The 18,206-nt window shown below is 57.5% G+C and carries 17 protein-coding genes, 2 tRNA genes and 1 rRNA gene; 7 read left to right on the forward strand and 13 right to left on the reverse strand.

Annotated elements, in window-relative coordinates; all coding sequences use genetic code 11:
- Positions 1-79: 79 nt before the first annotated feature.
- A complete protein-coding gene (locus tag ACM62Q_RS04845) occupies positions 80-1,378 on the forward strand; it encodes a diguanylate cyclase (protein ID WP_415034140.1) in 1,299 nt (432 codons plus the stop codon).
- A gap of 3 nt (positions 1,379-1,381) precedes the next feature.
- Here the strand turns inward: ACM62Q_RS04845 and otnI are convergent, their stop codons facing one another.
- The gene (gene otnI / locus ACM62Q_RS04850) at positions 1,382-2,155 is read right to left on the reverse strand and encodes a 2-oxo-tetronate isomerase (protein WP_415034142.1); all 774 of its coding nucleotides are present in this window, start codon (positions 2,153-2,155) and stop codon (positions 1,382-1,384) included.
- Positions 2,156-2,362: 207 nt separating this feature from the next.
- Between otnI and ACM62Q_RS04855 the strand changes: the two genes are divergently transcribed.
- Together ACM62Q_RS04855 and ACM62Q_RS04860 are read left to right on the forward strand one after the other, a co-directional pair.
- Positions 2,363-2,980 (forward strand): cob(I)yrinic acid a,c-diamide adenosyltransferase, encoded by a 618-nt coding sequence (locus tag ACM62Q_RS04855; RefSeq protein WP_415034144.1) that lies wholly within the window; start codon positions 2,363-2,365, stop codon positions 2,978-2,980.
- A 99-nt stretch (positions 2,981-3,079) separates the two neighbouring features.
- Positions 3,080-3,298 (forward strand): hypothetical protein, encoded by a 219-nt coding sequence (locus tag ACM62Q_RS04860; protein ID WP_415034146.1) that lies wholly within the window; start codon positions 3,080-3,082, stop codon positions 3,296-3,298.
- Positions 3,299-3,325: 27 nt separating this feature from the next.
- Here the strand turns inward: ACM62Q_RS04860 and ACM62Q_RS04865 are convergent, their stop codons facing one another.
- The 12 genes from ACM62Q_RS04865 to ACM62Q_RS04920 form a co-directional block, all read right to left on the reverse strand.
- Positions 3,326-4,027, reverse strand: a complete 702-nt coding sequence (locus ACM62Q_RS04865) for a Crp/Fnr family transcriptional regulator (protein ID WP_415034148.1) — start codon at positions 4,025-4,027, stop codon at positions 3,326-3,328.
- Positions 4,028-4,159: 132 nt separating this feature from the next.
- Positions 4,160-5,098: a tRNA (adenosine(37)-N6)-dimethylallyltransferase MiaA gene (gene miaA / locus ACM62Q_RS04870; RefSeq protein WP_415034150.1), complete on the reverse strand. Its 939-nt coding sequence runs from the start codon at positions 5,096-5,098 to the stop codon at positions 4,160-4,162.
- Positions 5,099-5,119: 21 nt separating this feature from the next.
- Positions 5,120-5,389: a hypothetical protein gene (locus ACM62Q_RS04875; protein WP_415034152.1), complete on the reverse strand. Its 270-nt coding sequence runs from the start codon at positions 5,387-5,389 to the stop codon at positions 5,120-5,122.
- A 125-nt stretch (positions 5,390-5,514) separates the two neighbouring features.
- Positions 5,515-6,258, reverse strand: a complete 744-nt coding sequence (locus tag ACM62Q_RS04880) for a fused MFS/spermidine synthase (RefSeq protein WP_415034154.1) — start codon at positions 6,256-6,258, stop codon at positions 5,515-5,517.
- A gap of 12 nt (positions 6,259-6,270) precedes the next feature.
- Positions 6,271-7,326, reverse strand: a complete 1,056-nt coding sequence (selD, locus tag ACM62Q_RS04885; RefSeq protein ID WP_415034156.1) for a selenide, water dikinase SelD — start codon at positions 7,324-7,326, stop codon at positions 6,271-6,273.
- 310 nt (positions 7,327-7,636) lie between these two features.
- The gene (locus ACM62Q_RS04890) at positions 7,637-8,821 is read right to left on the reverse strand and encodes a DUF3322 domain-containing protein (protein WP_415034158.1); all 1,185 of its coding nucleotides are present in this window, start codon (positions 8,819-8,821) and stop codon (positions 7,637-7,639) included.
- Positions 8,818-12,210 (reverse strand): ATP-binding protein, encoded by a 3,393-nt coding sequence (locus ACM62Q_RS04895; protein ID WP_415034160.1) that lies wholly within the window; start codon positions 12,208-12,210, stop codon positions 8,818-8,820. The genes ACM62Q_RS04890 and ACM62Q_RS04895 overlap by 4 nt, the downstream gene beginning before the upstream one ends.
- The gene (locus ACM62Q_RS04900) at positions 12,203-12,880 is read right to left on the reverse strand and encodes a DUF4194 domain-containing protein (protein WP_415034162.1); all 678 of its coding nucleotides are present in this window, start codon (positions 12,878-12,880) and stop codon (positions 12,203-12,205) included. The genes ACM62Q_RS04895 and ACM62Q_RS04900 overlap by 8 nt, the downstream gene beginning before the upstream one ends.
- A gap of 18 nt (positions 12,881-12,898) precedes the next feature.
- On the reverse strand, positions 12,899-14,353 hold the full coding sequence (locus ACM62Q_RS04905; RefSeq protein ID WP_415034164.1) for a DUF3375 domain-containing protein: 1,455 nt from the start codon (positions 14,351-14,353) through the stop codon (positions 12,899-12,901).
- 128 nt (positions 14,354-14,481) lie between these two features.
- A tRNA-Arg gene (locus ACM62Q_RS04910) sits at positions 14,482-14,556 on the reverse strand.
- A gap of 62 nt (positions 14,557-14,618) precedes the next feature.
- Complete coding sequence (locus ACM62Q_RS04915) at positions 14,619-14,954, reverse strand: hypothetical protein (RefSeq protein ID WP_415034166.1); 336 nt, start codon at positions 14,952-14,954, stop codon at positions 14,619-14,621.
- 3 nt (positions 14,955-14,957) lie between these two features.
- Complete coding sequence (locus ACM62Q_RS04920) at positions 14,958-15,179, reverse strand: YdcH family protein (protein ID WP_415034168.1); 222 nt, start codon at positions 15,177-15,179, stop codon at positions 14,958-14,960.
- 69 nt (positions 15,180-15,248) lie between these two features.
- On the opposite strand from ACM62Q_RS04920, the gene ACM62Q_RS04925 reads away from it, so the two are divergent.
- The 4 genes from ACM62Q_RS04925 to ACM62Q_RS04940 all read left to right on the forward strand — a co-directional run bounded on the left by ACM62Q_RS04925 (position 15,249) and on the right by ACM62Q_RS04940 (position 18,206).
- Entirely contained in the window at positions 15,249-15,557 is a 309-nt protein-coding gene (locus ACM62Q_RS04925; RefSeq protein ID WP_415034170.1) for a hypothetical protein, read from the forward strand.
- A 27-nt stretch (positions 15,558-15,584) separates the two neighbouring features.
- Positions 15,585-16,142: a transcription elongation factor GreB gene (gene greB / locus ACM62Q_RS04930; RefSeq protein WP_415034172.1), complete on the forward strand. Its 558-nt coding sequence runs from the start codon at positions 15,585-15,587 to the stop codon at positions 16,140-16,142.
- A gap of 389 nt (positions 16,143-16,531) precedes the next feature.
- Positions 16,532-18,067, forward strand: a 16S ribosomal RNA gene (locus ACM62Q_RS04935).
- A 62-nt stretch (positions 18,068-18,129) separates the two neighbouring features.
- Positions 18,130-18,206, forward strand: a tRNA-Ile gene (locus ACM62Q_RS04940).

Below are 18,206 nucleotides of genomic sequence, written 5' to 3' on the forward strand. Positions count from 1 at the left end.
CGCAAAGCCCTTGTTCTGCGGCGGGTTAATCCACATTGTGACGGGGTATAATGCGCCGTTTCTCGGAAAATTCTGACCCATGACACAAACCATGCCACTGCCGGATTGGCGAGCCCCGGAAAATCGCGCTTTGCTGGCCCGTTTGCTGCGTGGACTGGATCGAGGCGTGGGGCAGGAAACCCTGGCCGAAGGGGCCTTGGTCATCGAACGCACTTATGCCGCCTGGCCGAAGATCAGGGCGTGTTTGCTGGCCTCGCTGACCGACCCGAACGATCCGGATTGTCAGAAAATCATCGAGCATCTGGCCGATACCAATACGCCCTTCATGCTCTTTGCGCACCAGTTCGGCGTCTTGCGTAATCTGGTGCTGAAGGAGGCGCTGGCAGAGCGCAATATCAACGAAGCGGCGCAGGTGATGGCTTTGTTCGAAGCCATGGAAGAAGAGTTTGCGGCGGTTTATCTGGCGATCTTCCTCAACCGTCTGGGTACGCGCAATCATGTGCGTCTGGGCCATATCCGGGCGCTCAACGACAAAAACCTGCTGTCGTATTTCGAAAGCCATCTGGAATGGATGGAGCATCTGATTGAAGCCGTGCGCCTGCGCCGGCAGGGTGATCTGCCTGAACTCGACCCGACCCGTTGCCAGTTTGGCCAGTGGCTGCACTCGGAAGGTCTGCAGTTGATTCGTGACCGCAGTCATGTCCGGCAGATCAAGGAATTGCACGAAACCATGCACCATATCGTGGCGGAAATGCACGATCTTCTGGCCCTGCCGCATACCAGCAGCCCGTTGTACGCCTTGCTGAGAAAGGCTGAAATCTATTCGCTGGAATTGGGCAACGAGATTTCCCTGCTCAACAACGTGGTGATCATGAACGTGTACAGCAAGGATGCGTTGACGGGTTTTCTCAGCCGGCGTTTCCTCGATCGCGTCCTGTTCGGCCAGATGGAGGTCGCCAAGGCCACCGAAGTGCCATTCTCCATCATCATGTTCGATCTCGATCATTTCAAGGTTTTGAATGACACCTACGGTCACCAGGTGGGCGACAAGGCCTTGATGCACATCGCCGATCTGGTGCGCGAAACCTTGCGCCAGTCGGATCTCGTATTTCGCTACGGCGGCGAGGAATTCATGCTGGTGTGCCCTTCGACCAATCTGTTGCAGGCGCGGCAACTGGCGGAAAAACTGCGCCAGAAGATCGCAGCGACGCCGCTGTTGCACGATGTGCAGATTTCGATCAGCGCGAGTTTTGGCGTCAGCGAGGTGGCACCGGATTCCTATCAACTGGTAGATAGCCGCCTGATCGAGGACCTCATCGCTGCCTGCGACGGTCAGCTCTATGCGGCCAAAAGGAATGGGCGCAACTGTGTCGCCTGAGCTTTATTCAGGCCGCCAGCCGAGGCTGGCGAGCGTGTCGCCGCGTGGTTTGTACTCGCAGCCGATCCAGCCGTCGTAGCCCAGTTCTTCAAGCAAGCGGAAAAGATAGGGGTAGTGAATTTCCCCTGAGCCCGGTTCGTGCCGCCCGGGATTGTCGGCAATCTGGATATGCCCAATCTGCCCAATATGTGTTTCCAGGGTGCGCGCAAGGTCGCCGTGCATGATCTGCAGATGGTAAAGATCGAGCTGCAGTTTGACATTGGGGGCGTCAATCGCTTCCAGCATGTGCAGCGCCTTGGGCAGGCTGTCCAGCCAGTAGCCGGGCATGTCGATGCGGCTGTTGATAGGCTCGATTAACAGCGTGATGCCCAGCGGCGCCAGGTAGGCCGCCGCCTGGCGCAGATTGTTGATGTAGGTGTTTGCCAGGCTGTCTTCACAGGCTTGGGCTGGACGTAGGCCGGCTAAAGCGTGCAGGCGTGGGCAATTCAGCGCCTGGGCATAGTGCACTGCCTGGGCAAGGCTTGCGCCAAATTCGTCTTCCCGCCCGGGAAGACAAGCCAAGCCACGTTCCCCTGCGGCCCAGTCGCCGGCCGGGAGATTGAACAAGATCTGTTGCAGGGCATTTTGTTGCAGCCTGTGGGCAAGTTCGGTGGCGGCAAAGTCGTAGGGAAAGAGAAACTCCACCCCACGGAACCCCGCGCTCGCCGCCTGCTCAAAGCGTTGCACAAAGGGATGTTCGGTAAACAGAAAGCTCAGGTTGGCGGCAAATTTCAGCATGGCGAAAGTCGTGAGAAAGGCGGAAGGCGGAAGGGGGGCGGTGAGGTGGTGAAAGTATAATCCGCCCACGCAAACGAAATCGGCGCTTGCCTTCCATGCACCGGGACGGCAAGAAAATGGCGTGTGAAAACACGGCCAAAAACAAAGCAATATTGTCACCCGCGCGCAGATAAAAATGCGCTCATAAACCGGAAGAAGGAGAACACCATGGAAAAAGAAAAAACGGCTACGCCGATTGCCGGCAGCGCTCTGGCAAGTGGCGAGCGCAAGGGGAATCGCCTCTCGAAAATCGTCACTCGCACCGGCGACGGTGGCACCACCGGTTTGGGCGATGGCAGCCGTACCACCAAAGACAGCTTGCGTATCCACGCGATTGGCGAAGTCGATGAGTTGAATTCCAGTTTGGGCGTGCTTTTATGCGAAGCATTGCCCGCGCCGGTACGGGCGGCGCTGCTCGATATCCAGCACGATCTTTTCGATCTGGGCGGCGAGTTGTGTTTGCCCGGCATGGCGGTGATGCAGGATGCGCAGGTGGCGCGTCTGGAAACGCTGACTGAAGAATTCAACCGTGAATTGTCGATGTTGAAAGAATTCATTTTGCCCGGCGGCACGCGCCCGGCAGCGATCGCCCATTTGTGCCGCACCGTTTGTCGTCGCGCAGAACGGGCCATGGCTGCGCTGCATCATGCGGAAACCCTGTCTGACCCGGCCCGTCGCTACATCAATCGCTTGTCGGATTGTTTGTTTGTTCTCGGACGGCATTTGAATAAAACCGGCGGGGGCGGCGATGTGCTTTGGCAAAAAGGCAAAAATGCCGCGCATTGAGAAAATTATTGCCATTTCTTGCTTGCCTCCAGGCTTGGGCTGACCGGATAATCGGCCCATTCCTGTTTTTTCGTCGCACGTCCACCTTGGGTTTTAGTCGTGTATCGCGTCGTTACCACTTACCGCAATGGCAGCCCGCGCCCCGTCGTCGAACGCGGGCCGTGGCATGTTGCGCAGAAAACGGCGGATGACTGGGCGCAGATTCTGCGCGCTCTGGGCTATGCGGTGCATGTCGAAGCGCAAAACGGCATGATCGACGCGGGCGGCGAAGCCGGTGGCAATGATGATCTCATGGCAGCGCTCGCCAGCATGGCTTGAGCGCTGTCGCCAGCGCATTAAAAAGCTTTAAACGTTGGCCGGAACGTAGGCCTGTAGAGCGTTGACGGCAGGAATTTCGATGCGCCGGCCGTTTAGAACGATCAGCCCGAAGCGGTGCAATTCGCTGAGAATCCGGGAAAAATGTTCCTGCGTCAGATTGAGCTGGGAGGCGATCAAGCCTTTGGCGATATCAAGGTTGACGACGCCGCTGTTGGCCCCGGCGGTGCTGTCCATTTCAAGCAGAAGATAGCGCACGATGCGCTCGGACGCGCTATGCAGGCGCACGGACTCGAAATCCACGATCAGTTGATGGTAGCCATCGGCCACGCCTTGCATGATCTGCTGCATGAAGGTGACGTTACTTGCCATGACGGCGTGCAAAGACTGCTTGTTGATGTGTAAAAGCAGGCTGTTGCGTACGGCCTGGGCAAAAAAAGCGTAGGGGCGCTGCGCGTAGAGCATGGCTTCGCAAAAACTTTCGCCGGGGCGAATCACCTGCAAGACTTTTTCCTGCCCCTGGGGTGAGGCAAAAGCCAGCTTGATCTGGCCGCTGAGTAGGAGATACAGGCCGGTGCAGGGGTCACCTTGTTGAAACAGTATCTTCCCCTTGTCCACCAAAGATTTTCCGGTGGCGCGCATGAGCGTTTCGCGCTCGGCTATGGTCAGCATGGAAAATTGCGGCAGGCAGTCGAGCCAGCGCGACAAATCCCTCAACTCCCCTTCGTGCATTCTTCCCTCGTAATCTGTCACAGTGTCGTGAACTTAGCACGGGGTCAGTGAGTTTGATATAGGTCAATTCCGAGAGGGAATAGGATAGGCGTGAAACAGGTCGCAGAAACGGGCTGCAAAAACAGGCTGCACTTACGCAGCGAGAAAGCTTTGCACCCGGGTCAGAATGGCGCTGTCGAGCTGGGGGTCGAGACAGTCGAAAGTTTCGGCTTCGAAGCTGTTGCCAAGCCAGGTGATTTGTCGCTTGGCCAGTTGGCGGGTGGCGTAAATGCCGCGTTCGCGGCATTCCTGCGCTGAAATCACGCCGTCGAGCGCTTCCCAGGCCTGCCGGTAACCGACGCATCGCATCGCGGGCAGTTCGGCGTGCAGATCGTAATTGCGCCGTAATTGGCGGGTTTCGTCGAGCAAACCGGCCTGCAGCATGGCATCGAAGCGCTGGGCAATACGTTCGTGCAGCACGGCGCGCGTAGAAGGCAGCAAGGCGAGTTGGAGAAAATCGTAGGGCGGTTTTTCTGCCGTGCTGGCGGCGAGCAAGTCCGACATCGCCTGGCCGCTTGCCAGGCAGACTTCCAGGGCGCGCTGAATCCGCTGACTATCGGTGGGGTGTAGGCGCGCTGCGGTGACCGGGTCGAGCCTCTGCAAGCGCTGATGCAGCGCGGGCCAGCCGTATTGCGCGGCATCGGCATCGATTTGTGCGCGCAGCGCAGCATCGGCCTGTGGCAATTCAGCCAGGCCCTGAAGCAGCGCACGAAAATACAACATGGTGCCGCCCACCAATACTGGCACCCGGCCGGCTGCGGTAATTTCGGCCATGGCCGCCAGCGCATCGCTACGAAAGCGGGCGGCGGAATAGCGTTCTTCTGGCGTAATGAGGTCGATCAAGCGGTGTGGATAGCGCGCCAAGACTGTCGCATCCGGCTTGGCCGTGCCGATATTCATGTCGATGAAAACCTGTGCCGAATCGACGCTGATCAACTCCACCGGCAAGGCGTCATACAAGGCCATGGCCGCAGCGGTTTTGCCGGATGCGGTCGGGCCCATGAGCAAAATGGCGGGAGGCAGATGATGCATGGGCGGTGCTTTGTTTTTCGGTCAGAAATGTGTCGGCAAAGGGTGGCTGCGTTTGAGGTGCTCGTAGATTTCCATCAGCTCAAGTACGCGTTCGTTTTTTTCTTGTTCGAGCGCTTTTTTCATACATTCGACTAACATCATATGCAAGCGGCAGACACCTTCGGGCGAGCATAGCAGGCCTTCGCTTATTTCGGCAGCAACGATCATGGGGACGCCGGTATGGTCGGCGATCACTTCGATGACGTCGTCGTTGAGGTCGCAATAATCGAGAATATCTTGCATGGAGAGCATGATTTCCTCCAGTTTTGGGCGGGGCATCGGGATCCGATCGACCCTCCTTGTTGTTTATTATAGGTGGAGGCGTTACGCTTTATTTATAACACGTTGGGTGGTAAATGCAAGGCTGGGTGGGCGTTTCAGAACGAAATGCCATTTTCGGCAAAGGCTTTCAAGAGGCCAGAAAGCGCGAGGCGGCTGTGCTTTTGCAGTGCGTCCATGCGTGTTTTCAATGTGTCAGGATCAAGCGTGACGGCTTCTTCTCCACGGCCAAAAACTAGGGTGTTGCCGCTGGTGCACGGGGGGAAGACGCTGCATTGCTGGGAAAACGCGCGCTCGATCGCAGCAATTTGTTCGCGCCAACCGGTTTCGCGTAACACATTGACGCAAAAGACACCCTTGCTCGTCAGGCGGGCGCGGCAATGGTGGTAAAAGTCCGCAGTTGCCAGTGCGCCAACCTGGCCATCAGGGGCAAAACCATCGACCAAAATGAGATCGAAACAGTGTTTGCTGCGGGCAAGGTAGTCTGCACCGCAGGCGATCTGGATATTGAAACGTGGGGAGGTGGGGGGTAACTTGAAATATTGGCGGGCGACAAATTCAACCTGCGGGTTGATTTCGACGACCGTGACGCGACAGTTTGGCGCGTAGCGGTGGATGAATTTTGCCAGTGTGCCTGCCCCCAAGCCGATCAATACGGCGCTGCGCGGCCCGCGCTGGAGCTGCTCGCCGTGCTCACGCATCAGTAAGCTGGCCAGCATGAGCTGCGTGTATTCGAGCACCGGTGCGTCCGGTCGGGCGATGCGCATGGCCCCTTGTACCCAGTCGGAACCAAAATGCAAACTGCGGATGCCGGCGCTTTCGCTGATTTCTATGGGGTGCATCTTCAACGCGGTTTAAGTCATGTCGATGCGCAAGGCGCGCTCACCCGCCGCTTCGACGTGGCCGATGCAGGCAGCTTCGGCAAAGCCGTGCTCACGGAAGATGCGCAGCACCTCAGCGCGGCTGTCTGCGCTGCAGCTGACCAATAAGCCGCCGCTGGTCTGCGGATCACTCAAAAGTGCTTGGGCGTTTGCTGGAAAGTTTTCCGGCAAGGTGATTTCATGGCCGTAGGCGGCAAAATTGCGCCCGGAAGCGCCAGTGATGCAGCCTTGCGCCGCCAGTTCTGGCGTTTGCGGCAGAAAGGGTACGTTTTTCCAGTGGATCACCAGCGTACTGGATGCTGCCCGCGCCATTTCCAGGGCGTGGCCACCGAGGCCGAAACCGGTGACATCGGTCATGGCATGTACGCCGGGCAACTCGGCCAAGTCCGGGCCGGGGGTGTTGAGGCGGGTGGTGGCATCGATCATGGCGGCGTAGCCGGGGGCATCGAGAGCGTCTTTCTTCAAGGCAGCAGACAAAATCCCCACGCCCAGCGGTTTGCCCAAAATGAGCGCATCGCCGATTTGCGCTGCGCCATTACGCCGCAGTTTTTTCGGATGCACCAGACCGAGCGCTACCAGGCCGTAGATGGGTTCCACAGAGTCGATGCTGTGTCCGCCGGCAATCGGAATACCTGCCGCCCGGCAGGCCGCCGCGCCGCCTTCCAAAATGCGGGCGATGGTTTCGGGCGGTAACACCTTGATCGGCATGCCGACAAGCGCCAGCGCCATGATCGGCCGCCCGCCCATGGCGTAGACGTCGGAAATCGCGTTGGTGGCGGCGATGCGCCCAAAATCGTAAGGGTCATCGACGATAGGCATGAAAAAATCGGTGGTCGCCACCAGTGCCTGTTCTTCATTGAGTTGATAAACCGCCGCATCGTCTGCCGTTTCTATGCCCACCAACAGTTCAGCCGGAACCGGGAAACCGCTGATGCCCTTGAGCATGTCGGCGAGCACACCGGGCGCAATCTTGCAGCCGCAGCCGCCGCCGTGGGAAAGAGAGGTCAAGCGGGGAGAAGAGGCAGTCATGAATCATCCATTGCAAAAGCATCGATAACGCCGCACTAAAAGCTTCGGCAGACATCGTTGCGGGGATTGAGAGCGGTGGGGTTTGCTATGTTTGCAACTTTTACAACTGGCGCATCCGGTGGAATTGAATCACTTATTCGCCCTGGGGAGGTGGCCGCTTGTAATTTATCAAAGCCTTGTAAACACAGGGCTTGGGCGGCATTGTAAATGGAAAAGCGCACAATGTAGCACCCAAAATTCAGCACAGATCGAAATGCTGTGATTCCGAGAAAAGACGTTGCATTGCCGGGTGGCGGCGAGCGACCACCCCTCAAAGATGCTGCAGGCGATGGCTTAGCCAGTGAAAGCCGACCTGCTCCTGTTCTAGCCGCAGCCCAGGGCGAATGCGGTTGTCGCGCAGATCGTCGTAGAGACTTCTTTCCTCGGGGGTGAGTCGGTGTAAATCGATGCGAAGAGGTTTGTCTTCGCTGCCCCAAAAATCAGCATGCGTATCGAGCGTTGCCCTGTCCATCAAGAACGAAACCACGTGTTCAAAGTGGCTGCGAAGCTGATCCAGAATGCCAAAGCCATGCGTGTCGATATCGCCCCAGTAATGGATCGAGCGGTTCTTCAGCCAACGACTGCGGGCCAGCGCCTCCCAACCGTAACCCGCACCAAAAATCACGATAGCCTTGCGTACTGGTGGAAAGGCCAGAAAGTTGGTTTCGTTTTCAGTGATGAATAAGCGTTCTACATCGAGATCCAGGCGGCTGAAGCTGTCGGCATCCAGAGTCAGGTCGGGTGATGTTGCGCCGGAGACGATCTGAATCGCCGGATCAAGCGCACGAAAGCGAATGCGTGCCGGTTTTTGCAGAAAGCCATAGCGCGCTGCAAACTGGCTGATGCCGGTTTTGTCGGAGTCTACTGCGCTATCCGGCAAGGCCAAATCAAGTAATTCCGCCAGTACGCCGCGATGGGTTTCGATGAATTTGCTGTGAACCCCCGGTAAATCCACCTGCCGCAAGTAAATGCCGGGGCGCGGATGTTCCATAAGCCAGGTCACCACAGCCAGCAATCGAGGCCATTCGGCGGATAGTTCCAGCGCCTGCAGCGGGCGTTTCTCCAACCAGGGTAATAAGCCAGGGTGGGTTTGCCGGGTGATGGCAAGCTGCGTCGAAAAACGCTCCCAATCTTTGCGTTTTCCCAACCAGGTCAGCGCATCTTCAAGCGTCTCGATCCACACGCAAACCGGCAATTTTTGTGCGCCCTGGACGCGGTGGCGAAGTTCTTGCCACTCCACGCGCACTAAGTTCGTCGCAGCCGATTCGGCGGCCAATTCGGCGGCCCATGCGCGAACTTCGTTAAAGCGTTCGGTAATGTCCGCTGAATTCGGCGACTTGAGAGACATGCGTAAAGGAAAACGCACATGACCTGTCACGGTGTCGCGCAGCAGCTCGCCGCGCTCCCAAAGCCTCGTCAACTGCGCTTTTAATTCTTTTCGCCCCGTCCAGCTCATGGTTCAGAATCCTGGGCAGATTGAGGTGGCACCAAGGCCTTCTGCGTCCGGTATTCTTCGATCGACAGATTGCGCAGCTTCGAAACCCGCCCACCTTCGTTATGGACGAAGCCGACACTGGAGACATAGGGTTCGATGATGTGAATTTTCTGCAGCGGCGTCACGATCAAGAGTTGCAGGTTGAGTTGCCGAAATAAGCGCAATCCGTATTGGGCGGATTCATCCGAGCCGCGCCCGAATGCCTCATCAATGACCACGAAGCGGAAGGAGCGAGAGCGCACCACCCCCCACTCCAAGCCAAACTGGTAAGCCAGGCTGGCGGCCAGAATCGTGTAGGCCAGTTTTTCTTTTTGCCCACCCGATTTGCCGCCGGAGTCGGAGTAATGCTCGTGTTCGCTGTTGTCCTCGCGCCAACGTTCGCTGGCGGCGAAAAGGAACCAGTTGCGCACATCGGTGACCTTGGAAGTCCAGCGGCGGTCCTGTTCGGACAAGCCTTCGCGGCCCCGGAAACGGTCGATGATGGCCTTGACCTGCAAAAACTTGGCCTCGGAATATTGTGCGTCGTCCGAGCCGGTGACCGCGCCTTCGGTGCACGCGCGCAATTCCTGCTGGAAGTCGCGAATTTCCGCATCGGGGCTGGTCTGCGATTCCAGCACGATGTAGCGTCCGGGGTTGTAGTCGATCTCGCCCAGCGATTTATTGATGTGGGCGATACGTTCTTTGATGGTTTCGCGCTCACGGGCCAACTGCGCATTGAAGTTGGCGATTTCGTTAATGGTGTTGACGTTGAGCAGTTCCTTGAATCGTGAAACAAAGCGCGGCAGGTCGTCGCGGTTCAACTGTGTCAGCAGGTTTTCATATTCAAAGGCCGCTTCAAGGCTGGCATCGATCTCGGCTGTTTCCAGCTTGAAGGTCTCTTTGAAGGAGACCATGGCTTTGATGATTTTCTCTGCCAGGCGTTTGAGTTTCTGGTCTTCGGCGTCAATGCGTGCCTGCAGCCAGGTGCGCAGGTCCTGCTCGCGGTTATCGCAGGATTCAACGGTGAGTTGGTGTTCGCCCAAGGCATCGGCGCGCATGGTTTCGAGTTTTGCCAGCACAATATCGTCGATGACGATATCCTGAATCAGCGCTGCGGTTTGCTGCCGAAGTTCTTGCGCGTCAGAGCGCCGCTGCTCCACTTTGGCGCGCTTTTCGCGCGCAGTCTGCAGCGCCTCCTCCGTTTCCTTCTGCGTTTTTTGCATTGTGCGCAGGTTATCGTTCAACTGCTTGAGCACATCCGAGGCGGATTCCAGTCGGCTGCGTTCATCGGCCAATTGTGCAATCTCGGTGGCGACGCTGGCCCAGTCCAGCTCATCGAAGGCTGAAAATTCTTCGAGGCGGCTCAGTGCATCAAGGCGATTGGCCAGTTCAGCACGCTCTTTTTGAATGACACCGATCTGACTGCCGACCTCGCCGAGCTGGATTTCCAGTTGCTGGCGCTTGGCCTCCAACACCGCGATTTTGGCGCTGTTGCTCCAGCCCAGAATGTAGCGACTGCGATCGTCGATGCGGTGCCGGTCGTCCTTTTCGTGGCGGCCGCTCGGGTCTTTGATTTGGCCCGTGCGGGTAATGGCGCGTGTTTCACGCCGGAACTGCTCTTGTGTGGCGCAACAGGCAACATCAAAGCGATGGGCAAGCTCGCGTTCGAGCCAGTCGTAGTGCGGGGAATCGGGCTTGATCGCCAGCTTGCGGACTAAGGAATCACGGTGCAGCTCAGGCAATTCGGCGGCCTTGCGTGAGCGCACATGGAAGTACACCAAGCGGCCACGCAGATGGGCAGCATCCACCCATTCGGCCACGGCCTTGTAATGCACATCCGGCACCAGTAACGCCAGGCCGAAACCGCGTAGCAAACGTTCGGCAGCGCCTTCCCAGTCGCGCTCATCGTCACGCACCTGAATCAATTCACCGGCGAACGGCATGTCATCCACATTCAGGCCCAGTGCCGCACACAGTGCCGCGCGGATCTGGATCTGCTGGTCATCGATGTTGCTGCGCCGACGTTTGAGGCTGTCAATCTCCAAACTTTGCTGTTCGTGCGCTTGCTTACCCTGGCGCAAGCGCACGCTGTGTTCGGTGAGTGCATTTTGCAGGTCGGCATCGCGGTTGCGTGCCTCTTCGCGCCCGCTTTGATACTTGCCACGCTGCGCGGCGAAGCTGCTGGCATCCGTCGCCGGCGGCTCGCCCAGGATGGCGGCCAGCGCACCATAGCGGCTGGCTTTGGCCTTGCGCGCATCGCGTAACTGCTCTTTTTTGCGAATTTCGACGGCCAGGCGTTCCAGTCGGTCGCCGCCGTTGTCGTGGATGGCCTGCTTCAGTTCCTCTATTTGTTGGCCTTGATTCTCCTGCACCGCATCGAGTTTTTTTACTTGGGCATCGACACGCTCCCATTCTTCTGCCAACAAGCCTAGGCGCTTATCGATCAGGCCAAGCTTCAGGCCTGCAAAATGGGGCCGCAGACTCTCCCGGCAGCCACGCAAGTTCTCGAGCTCGGCGACCAATGCACGATGGCGGGTGCAATCGGCGATCAGAGGCGTGAGCAATTCCACCTGTTGCTGGGTTTTCAGCACGGCCTGATGGGCGCGATTGAGATCATCGAAATGGCCGATCAAGGCGTGCAGGCGTGGGCCAACCTCAAAGGGTTCAAGCATGTGGCTGCGCACAAAGTCGGTCAGGTTGCCCACCGACTTCATCGACACGGTTTGGTGGAACAGCTCGAGCGCCTGGTCGTTTTCAATGCCGAAGCGTCGTCGAAACCACGCCGCATAGGGCGGAAAGCTGTCGTGCAATTCAGCACCGAGACCCCGCAGCTTCTTGCGCAGCTGGGTAATGTCCGATCCAAAATGGGCGAAGTCGGCCGTAATCGATAGCGCACGCTCTGCCCCCAGAAAAAACCGCGCGGGCTGCCCCTGGGCTTCTTTCATCCAGAACACCTGGGCCAGCGTGACAGTCTGGTCGTAGCCGGCGTTGTGGAAAACACCCAAGATCACCGAGTAGCTGTTGTGGTCGCGCAGGCTCACCGGCTTGGCTGCGCCGCTGACCTCGTTGCGCTCGGATTTGTAGTGTCCGAGCACATAGGAACGCAGCGTCCTTTCCTTGTTGTCGGCACCGGCCGCCTTGTTGTAGGCAATTCGATTGGCCGGTACCAGCAAGGTGGTGATGGCATCCACCAAGGTGGATTTGCCCGAGCCAATATCACCCGTGAGCAGGGCATTTTTGCCCTCCAGTTGCAGCGTCCACACCTGGCTGTCGAAGGTACCCCAGTTGAATACTTCCAATCGCGCCAGCCGAAAGCCTGACAGCGTGTCATCGGCACAAAAATCCAGAGCCAATGCTTGCGGATCATTCATGGTCGGCTCCTTTTTTGGCCTGGCTCACAGCGGGCAGCTGAGACTGATAGGCGGCCAGGCGGGCATCGAATTCGGCCAGCCATTGGGCGTCGACAAAGGCCTTCAGAATGCGCCGCACTTCGTAAGAGGCAGGCCCTGGCGCAGTGCTGCCGGCGGGTTTGAGTTTTTGCAGAAAACCCAGTTCGGCCACCTTGTTGATCGTGGTTTCGATCTGATCGATGAGTTTGGCTTCATTCGGCCCATCGGGCAGAAACACCCGTACCAATTCCACGATCTCGTCGCGAGAGAGCACCAGCCGCGTATCGCCGCCGCCGGCATCGAATTCGGCAAGTTTCTTGCGCAGCAAGGCGAGCAGCAAACTCACAGCAAAAGACAGCGGGCGGCGCGCCACCAAACGCGGCAAGCGTGGGGACGGATCGTCCTCGGCAGGCTCGGGGCGGCTTTTCAGGAAGGCATAGCCTTCTGCTTCATCCAGCACCAGTTCAAGGTTCAATACCACCACGTAATCACGCACCCGCGCTTGCAGATTCAGCAGTGCCGCCCATTGGCGTTCGTCGTCATCGCGGTAGAGCACGCTCTTCAGTAAGCCGATCAACAATGTCGATAAATCAGCGGCCGGGGCTACGGTTGATGGTGCGCTCAGTGTGGTGTTCAAGAATTCTTCTTCCATCTCTTGCCTCAGTTTTTTTCAGCGCATGAAAATCACGCGGGGCAATCGCGCGCTGCGGGTAATGGTTTGGCCATTCGCCGCCACGGTCTGCCAGCAGATGGGTTCGGGCGTGTCTTCATCGACCACACTGCTGAATGTCTCACTACCCAGTTGCAGATAGGCCACCAGTTCGGCCAAGCCGTGTAACAAGGGTTGCTTCATCACCAGTTCGCTCAAGGTGATCTGGGTGTGGTTTTGCAAGGCGTGGCGGATATGGCGGCTGAGTCGTGCCTTGTCGACGACCACTTGCTCGAACAGTTTTGAGGGGTCGATGTCTTCATCGCCGGCTTGCAAGGTCAGGTTGGCAATCACCGGCTTGATGGCCGGGGTGAATAAGGGCCGTTCCATCGCCAGTTCGATATCCGCGCTGGCGTCAGCCATTTCCATCAGCTTGCCAGGGGGAGGGCTATCGCGCAGGGCCAGCGCTTTGCTCTCGATGCCGTGCAGAATGTCCATGATGCGGCGGTTTTCCAGCCAGGCTTGGTCATCCAGAAAACGGCGTAATTGCTGCGACAAGGCGGCGACGGTGCGCTGGGTGTGCTCCCCCGCTTCCATCCAGTCGTAGTGCACGCGGCGGGTGCGAGTGTCCGGGTTCAGATCCGCCACCGCAGGCAGTGCGAGTACGCGATCCAGCAGTTCAGTCAATTCTTCCTGACGACGGCTGGACAGTAGAAAATCCCAGAAGGCGCGAAAACTCTTACCCTGGTCGGAATCGGCAATGGCATCGCGCTCGCCCATGATGTCTTCCAGCAGCGCGCCCTTGCTGCCCTCCCACAGCGCGATGCGCTCGCGCACGCGCCGGTCCAGCTGACGGAAGTTGTGTTCCACCTCGCGAAAGTCCGTCAGCAGTTCGCGGGCCCCCTGCATGAACTGTTGAAAACGATCTTTCACCGCCGTCTCATCCAGTAGCGGCGCGTTGCCGGATAACACCCGGGCGATCTCGGCGTCGATTTCATCACGTTTTTTGTGCAGCTCGGCGATGCGCTTAGCTGGATCGGCTTCGCTGCCCTCGCTCATTTGTTTGAGCAGATCAAACAGTGTGAGCAGGCGGGATTCCGTGCCCACGAACTGCCGTTCGCTAAGCTGTGCCAGCCAGGCAATGGCTTTTTCGGTGGCGGGAGTCAAATCGAACTGCGCTTCGTCCGTGCCGGGGCGGTAGAACTTGCGCAGCCAGCCTTTGTCGGGCGCGGCCCAATCGTTCAGGTACTCCAGCGCAGGTTTGGGAAAGCTGCCTTCGCCCAGGTGCAGGCGCAAGGCATACAGCTCGTCCTCCAAGGCTTCCGTCAAATCTGCCGCTGCCATGACACGCACATTTGGTGCGACGAACACCCGCTGCAGAAAGCTTGCCACCAGCGGCGCATGGTCAGAACGCAACAGCCGCCACGCCGGGTGGTAACTGCGTAGAGCATCGAGGCTGGCGTAGTCGAGGCTCATGCGGCGCGCGGTTTTGTGGGCGTGAGCCGGGCGGCCACATTTCGAGGTGCCAGAACCACTTGCGCGTCGTATGGCTTCTTCAAATCGGCAAGAATCAGGTCGTGGCGCATAGGCGGAATAGGGGGGAATGGCGTCCCCGGCCGGAATCGAACCAGCATCTAATTCTTAGGAGGAACTTGTTCTATCCATTGAACTACGGGGACGGCGGGCGCATTGTACCGCTTGAGCCGGATTTTGCATGCAGCGGGCGCGCGCCTGGGAGGCTTCAGGGGCGGGTGCGTAATATGCCGTAGATCAGGATGTGGCGCTTGAGTCGCGGGTCAAAGGCGGCGGGGACGATGGCCAGCGGGTAGGTGTCGCAGCATAGTCCTTGTGTGTCGAGCCAGGCGCTGGCGGCGGCATGGGCATCGCTAAAGCGGCTAAACAATGCTTCCAGCGTTGCATCGCGCATAGGTAAAAACAGCTGGCGCTTGCGGTCGAGCAGTTGGTCGTGATCCAGACGTTGCACGGCGTAGCCGTCCGCCGGGCGGGGGAGGGGGAGTTGTTGCAGATCGAAAATATCGCCAAAGGCGGTGGCAGAAAAACGGGAGCGTGTGGGCATGGATCAATCGGAAGTATCGAGATTGAGCATGTGGCGCAGTACGCTAATGCGCTCTTTGAGTGCCAATTTTTGTTTTTTTAGACGGCGAATCAGCATCGGGTCGGCGTTAATGAGTTGATCCAAATGTCCGACTTCCCGGTCGAGGGCGCGGTGTTCGGTCTCGAGCTGGTTCAATTTGTGGCGGATGTCGATAATTTCTGCTTCGGTAAGCGGGCGCAAGATCACAGTGGAGGCTCCTGACAGCGGCGAGGGTTTTGCTTAGAATAACCGAACCAATAATAGGAGGAGAACATTATGCAACACCACATCATTGTTTCTTTTGGCAAAGACGCCGAGTACGAGTACCGGTTGTCGGCACCTGGCGCGGCGGATGAGGCGCGTCAATGGTTTGATCGTGAGTTCGTCAAATTGGAATGCGATGTCTCGACGCCGACCGGCAAGATACTTGCGGTCGACCGTATTTTGAGTGTCGCCAAGTATGCCGGTGATGCGCGTTTCAAAACGGACGCAGCCTGGGCGGGCGAATTTGCCAAAAATACGGCAGCGATTCTGGGGCGCGACCTGATTCGGGTCGATGTCGAGCAATACAGCATCGGCTATTGAGTGTCGAGCGTTCGTTAAAGGGCGGGAATGAGCAAGGCGTTTGTGCGCGAAAGCGACGGTGATGAGGAAGAAGCACTGTCACCTGCTTTGCGCATTCCTCCCGGTGCGCGCAACTACATTACCCCCGCCGGGCATGCACGCCTCAAGGCGGAGCTGGAAGAGCTCGTCAAGCGCGAGCGACCGCGCATCGTAGACGTCGTTGCCTGGGCCGCTTCCAATGGCGATCGTTCGGAAAACGGCGACTATATTTACGGCAAGCGCCGCTTGCGTGAAATCGACCGGCGCATCCGTTTTTTGACGAAACGCCTCGATATTGCCGAGGTGGTTGATCCGCTGCGGCAAGGCAACAATGACCAGGTGTTTTTCGGAGCGACGGTCACGATAGGCGATGCGCAGGGCCAGGAGCAAACCTACAGTATCGTCGGCATCGACGAGGCTGATGCCAGTCTTGGGCGCATTAGCTGGATTTCCCCGCTTGCCCGGGCCTTGATTAAGGCCCGCGAAGGCGACGGCATCCGCTTCCAAAGCCCGGCAGGTGTGCGCGAGATTGAGATTCTCGAAGTCCGTTACGAAAATCTGCCCTAGCGCTGTTCTGGCGTGAAAAGTCTTTTGGCTGATGCAGGCGATCCGTGTTGCGCAAAAATTTTTCAAAAAGTTGTTGACGAAAGTTTTTGTCTCTGTAGAATGCGCGGCTTCCTTGAGTTGCCGGGGTTTTTCGGTGGTTTGAGGGGTTTTTGGAGAGAAAATATTTTTCCAAAAACGCTTGACAGAAGTCGTGATGTTGTTTCATAATCTCGCTTCTTTGCTTCGTTGGAAGCTGCCTGATTCAGGTGATGTTCTTTAACAGTTTGGACAACCGATAGGTGTGGGTGTCTTGGTACGAAGCGGCTTAGGTCGCAAAGAGTATTAAGGCATTTACACTGAGTAATAGGTAGAGAAATCTACCGTCAGTGAATTTGCGAGTTTGTTGGATTGAACTGAAGAGTTTGATCCTGGCTCAGATTGAACGCTGGCGGCATGCCTTACACATGCAAGTCGAACGGCAGCGCGGACTTCGGTCTGGCGGCGAGTGGCGAACGGGTGAGTAAAGCATCGGAACGTGCCCATGAGTGGGGGATAACTACCCGAAAGGGTGGCTAATACCGCATATTCTATGAGTAGGAAAGCAGGGGATCTTCGGACCTTGTGCTTGTGGAGCGGCCGATGTCAGATTAGGTAGTTGGTGGGGTAATGGCCTACCAAGCCTGCGATCTGTAGCGGGTCTGAGAGGATGATCCGCCACACTGGGACTGAGACACGGCCCAGACTCCTACGGGAGGCAGCAGTGGGGAATTTTGGACAATGGGGGCAACCCTGATCCAGCCATGCCGCGTGAGTGAAGAAGGCCTTCGGGTTGTAAAGCTCTTTCGGACGGAAAGAAAACGGATGGGTTAATACCCTGTTCGGATGACGGTACCGTCATAAGAAGCACCGGCTAACTACGTGCCAGCAGCCGCGGTAATACGTAGGGTGCGAGCGTTAATCGGAATTACTGGGCGTAAAGCGTGCGCAGGCGGTTGATTAAGACAGGCGTGAAATCCCCGGGCTTAACCTGGGAACTGCGCTTGTGACTGGTCGGCTAGAGTACGGCAGAGGGGGGTGGAATTCCACGTGTAGCAGTGAAATGCGTAGAGATGTGGAGGAACACCGATGGCGAAGGCAGCCCCCTGGGCCGATACTGACGCTCATGCACGAAAGCGTGGGTAGCAAACAGGATTAGATACCCTGGTAGTCCACGCCCTAAACGATGTCAACTAGTTGTTGGGAGGGTAAAACCTTTTAGTAACGTAGCTAACGCGTGAAGTTGACCGCCTGGGGAGTACGGCCGCAAGGCTAAAACTCAAAGGAATTGACGGGGACCCGCACAAGCGGTGGATGATGTGGATTAATTCGATGCAACGCGAAAAACCTTACCTACCCTTGACATGTCAGAGATCCCTGAGAGATTGGGGAGTGCCGCAAGGAATCTGAACACAGGTGCTGCATGGCTGTCGTCAGCTCGTGTCGTGAGATGTTGGGTTAAGTCCCGCAACGAGCGCAACCCTTGTCGTTAATTGCCATCATTTAGTTGGGCACTTTAACGAGACTGCCGGTGACAAACCGGAGGAAGGTGGGGATGACGTCAAGTCCTCATGGCCCTTATGGGTAGGGCTTCACACGTCATACAATGGTCGGTACAGAGGGTTGCCAAGCCGCGAGGTGGAGCCAATCCCAGAAAGCCGATCGTAGTCCGGATTGCAGGCTGCAACTCGCCTGCATGAAGTCGGAATCGCTAGTAATCGCGGATCAGCATGTCGCGGTGAATACGTTCCCGGGTCTTGTACACACCGCCCGTCACACCATGGGAGTGGGTTCTGCCAGAAGTAGGTAGCTTAACCGCAAGGAGGGCGCTTACCACGGCAGGGTTCATGACTGGGGTGAAGTCGTAACAAGGTAGCCGTAGGGGAACCTGCGGCTGGATCACCTCCTTTCTAGAGAAAGTATCTAGGCACCCACAACCTATCGGTTGTTCGAAGAAGTAGCCCACAGACGCGGGTCTGTAGCTCAGTCGGTTAGAGCACCGTCTTGATAAGGCGGGGGTCGTTGGTTCGATTCCAACCAGACCCACCA

The sequence above is a fragment of the Azonexus sp. genome (assembly GCF_047638095.1).
Classification (GTDB): Bacteria; Pseudomonadota; Gammaproteobacteria; order Burkholderiales; family Rhodocyclaceae; genus Azonexus.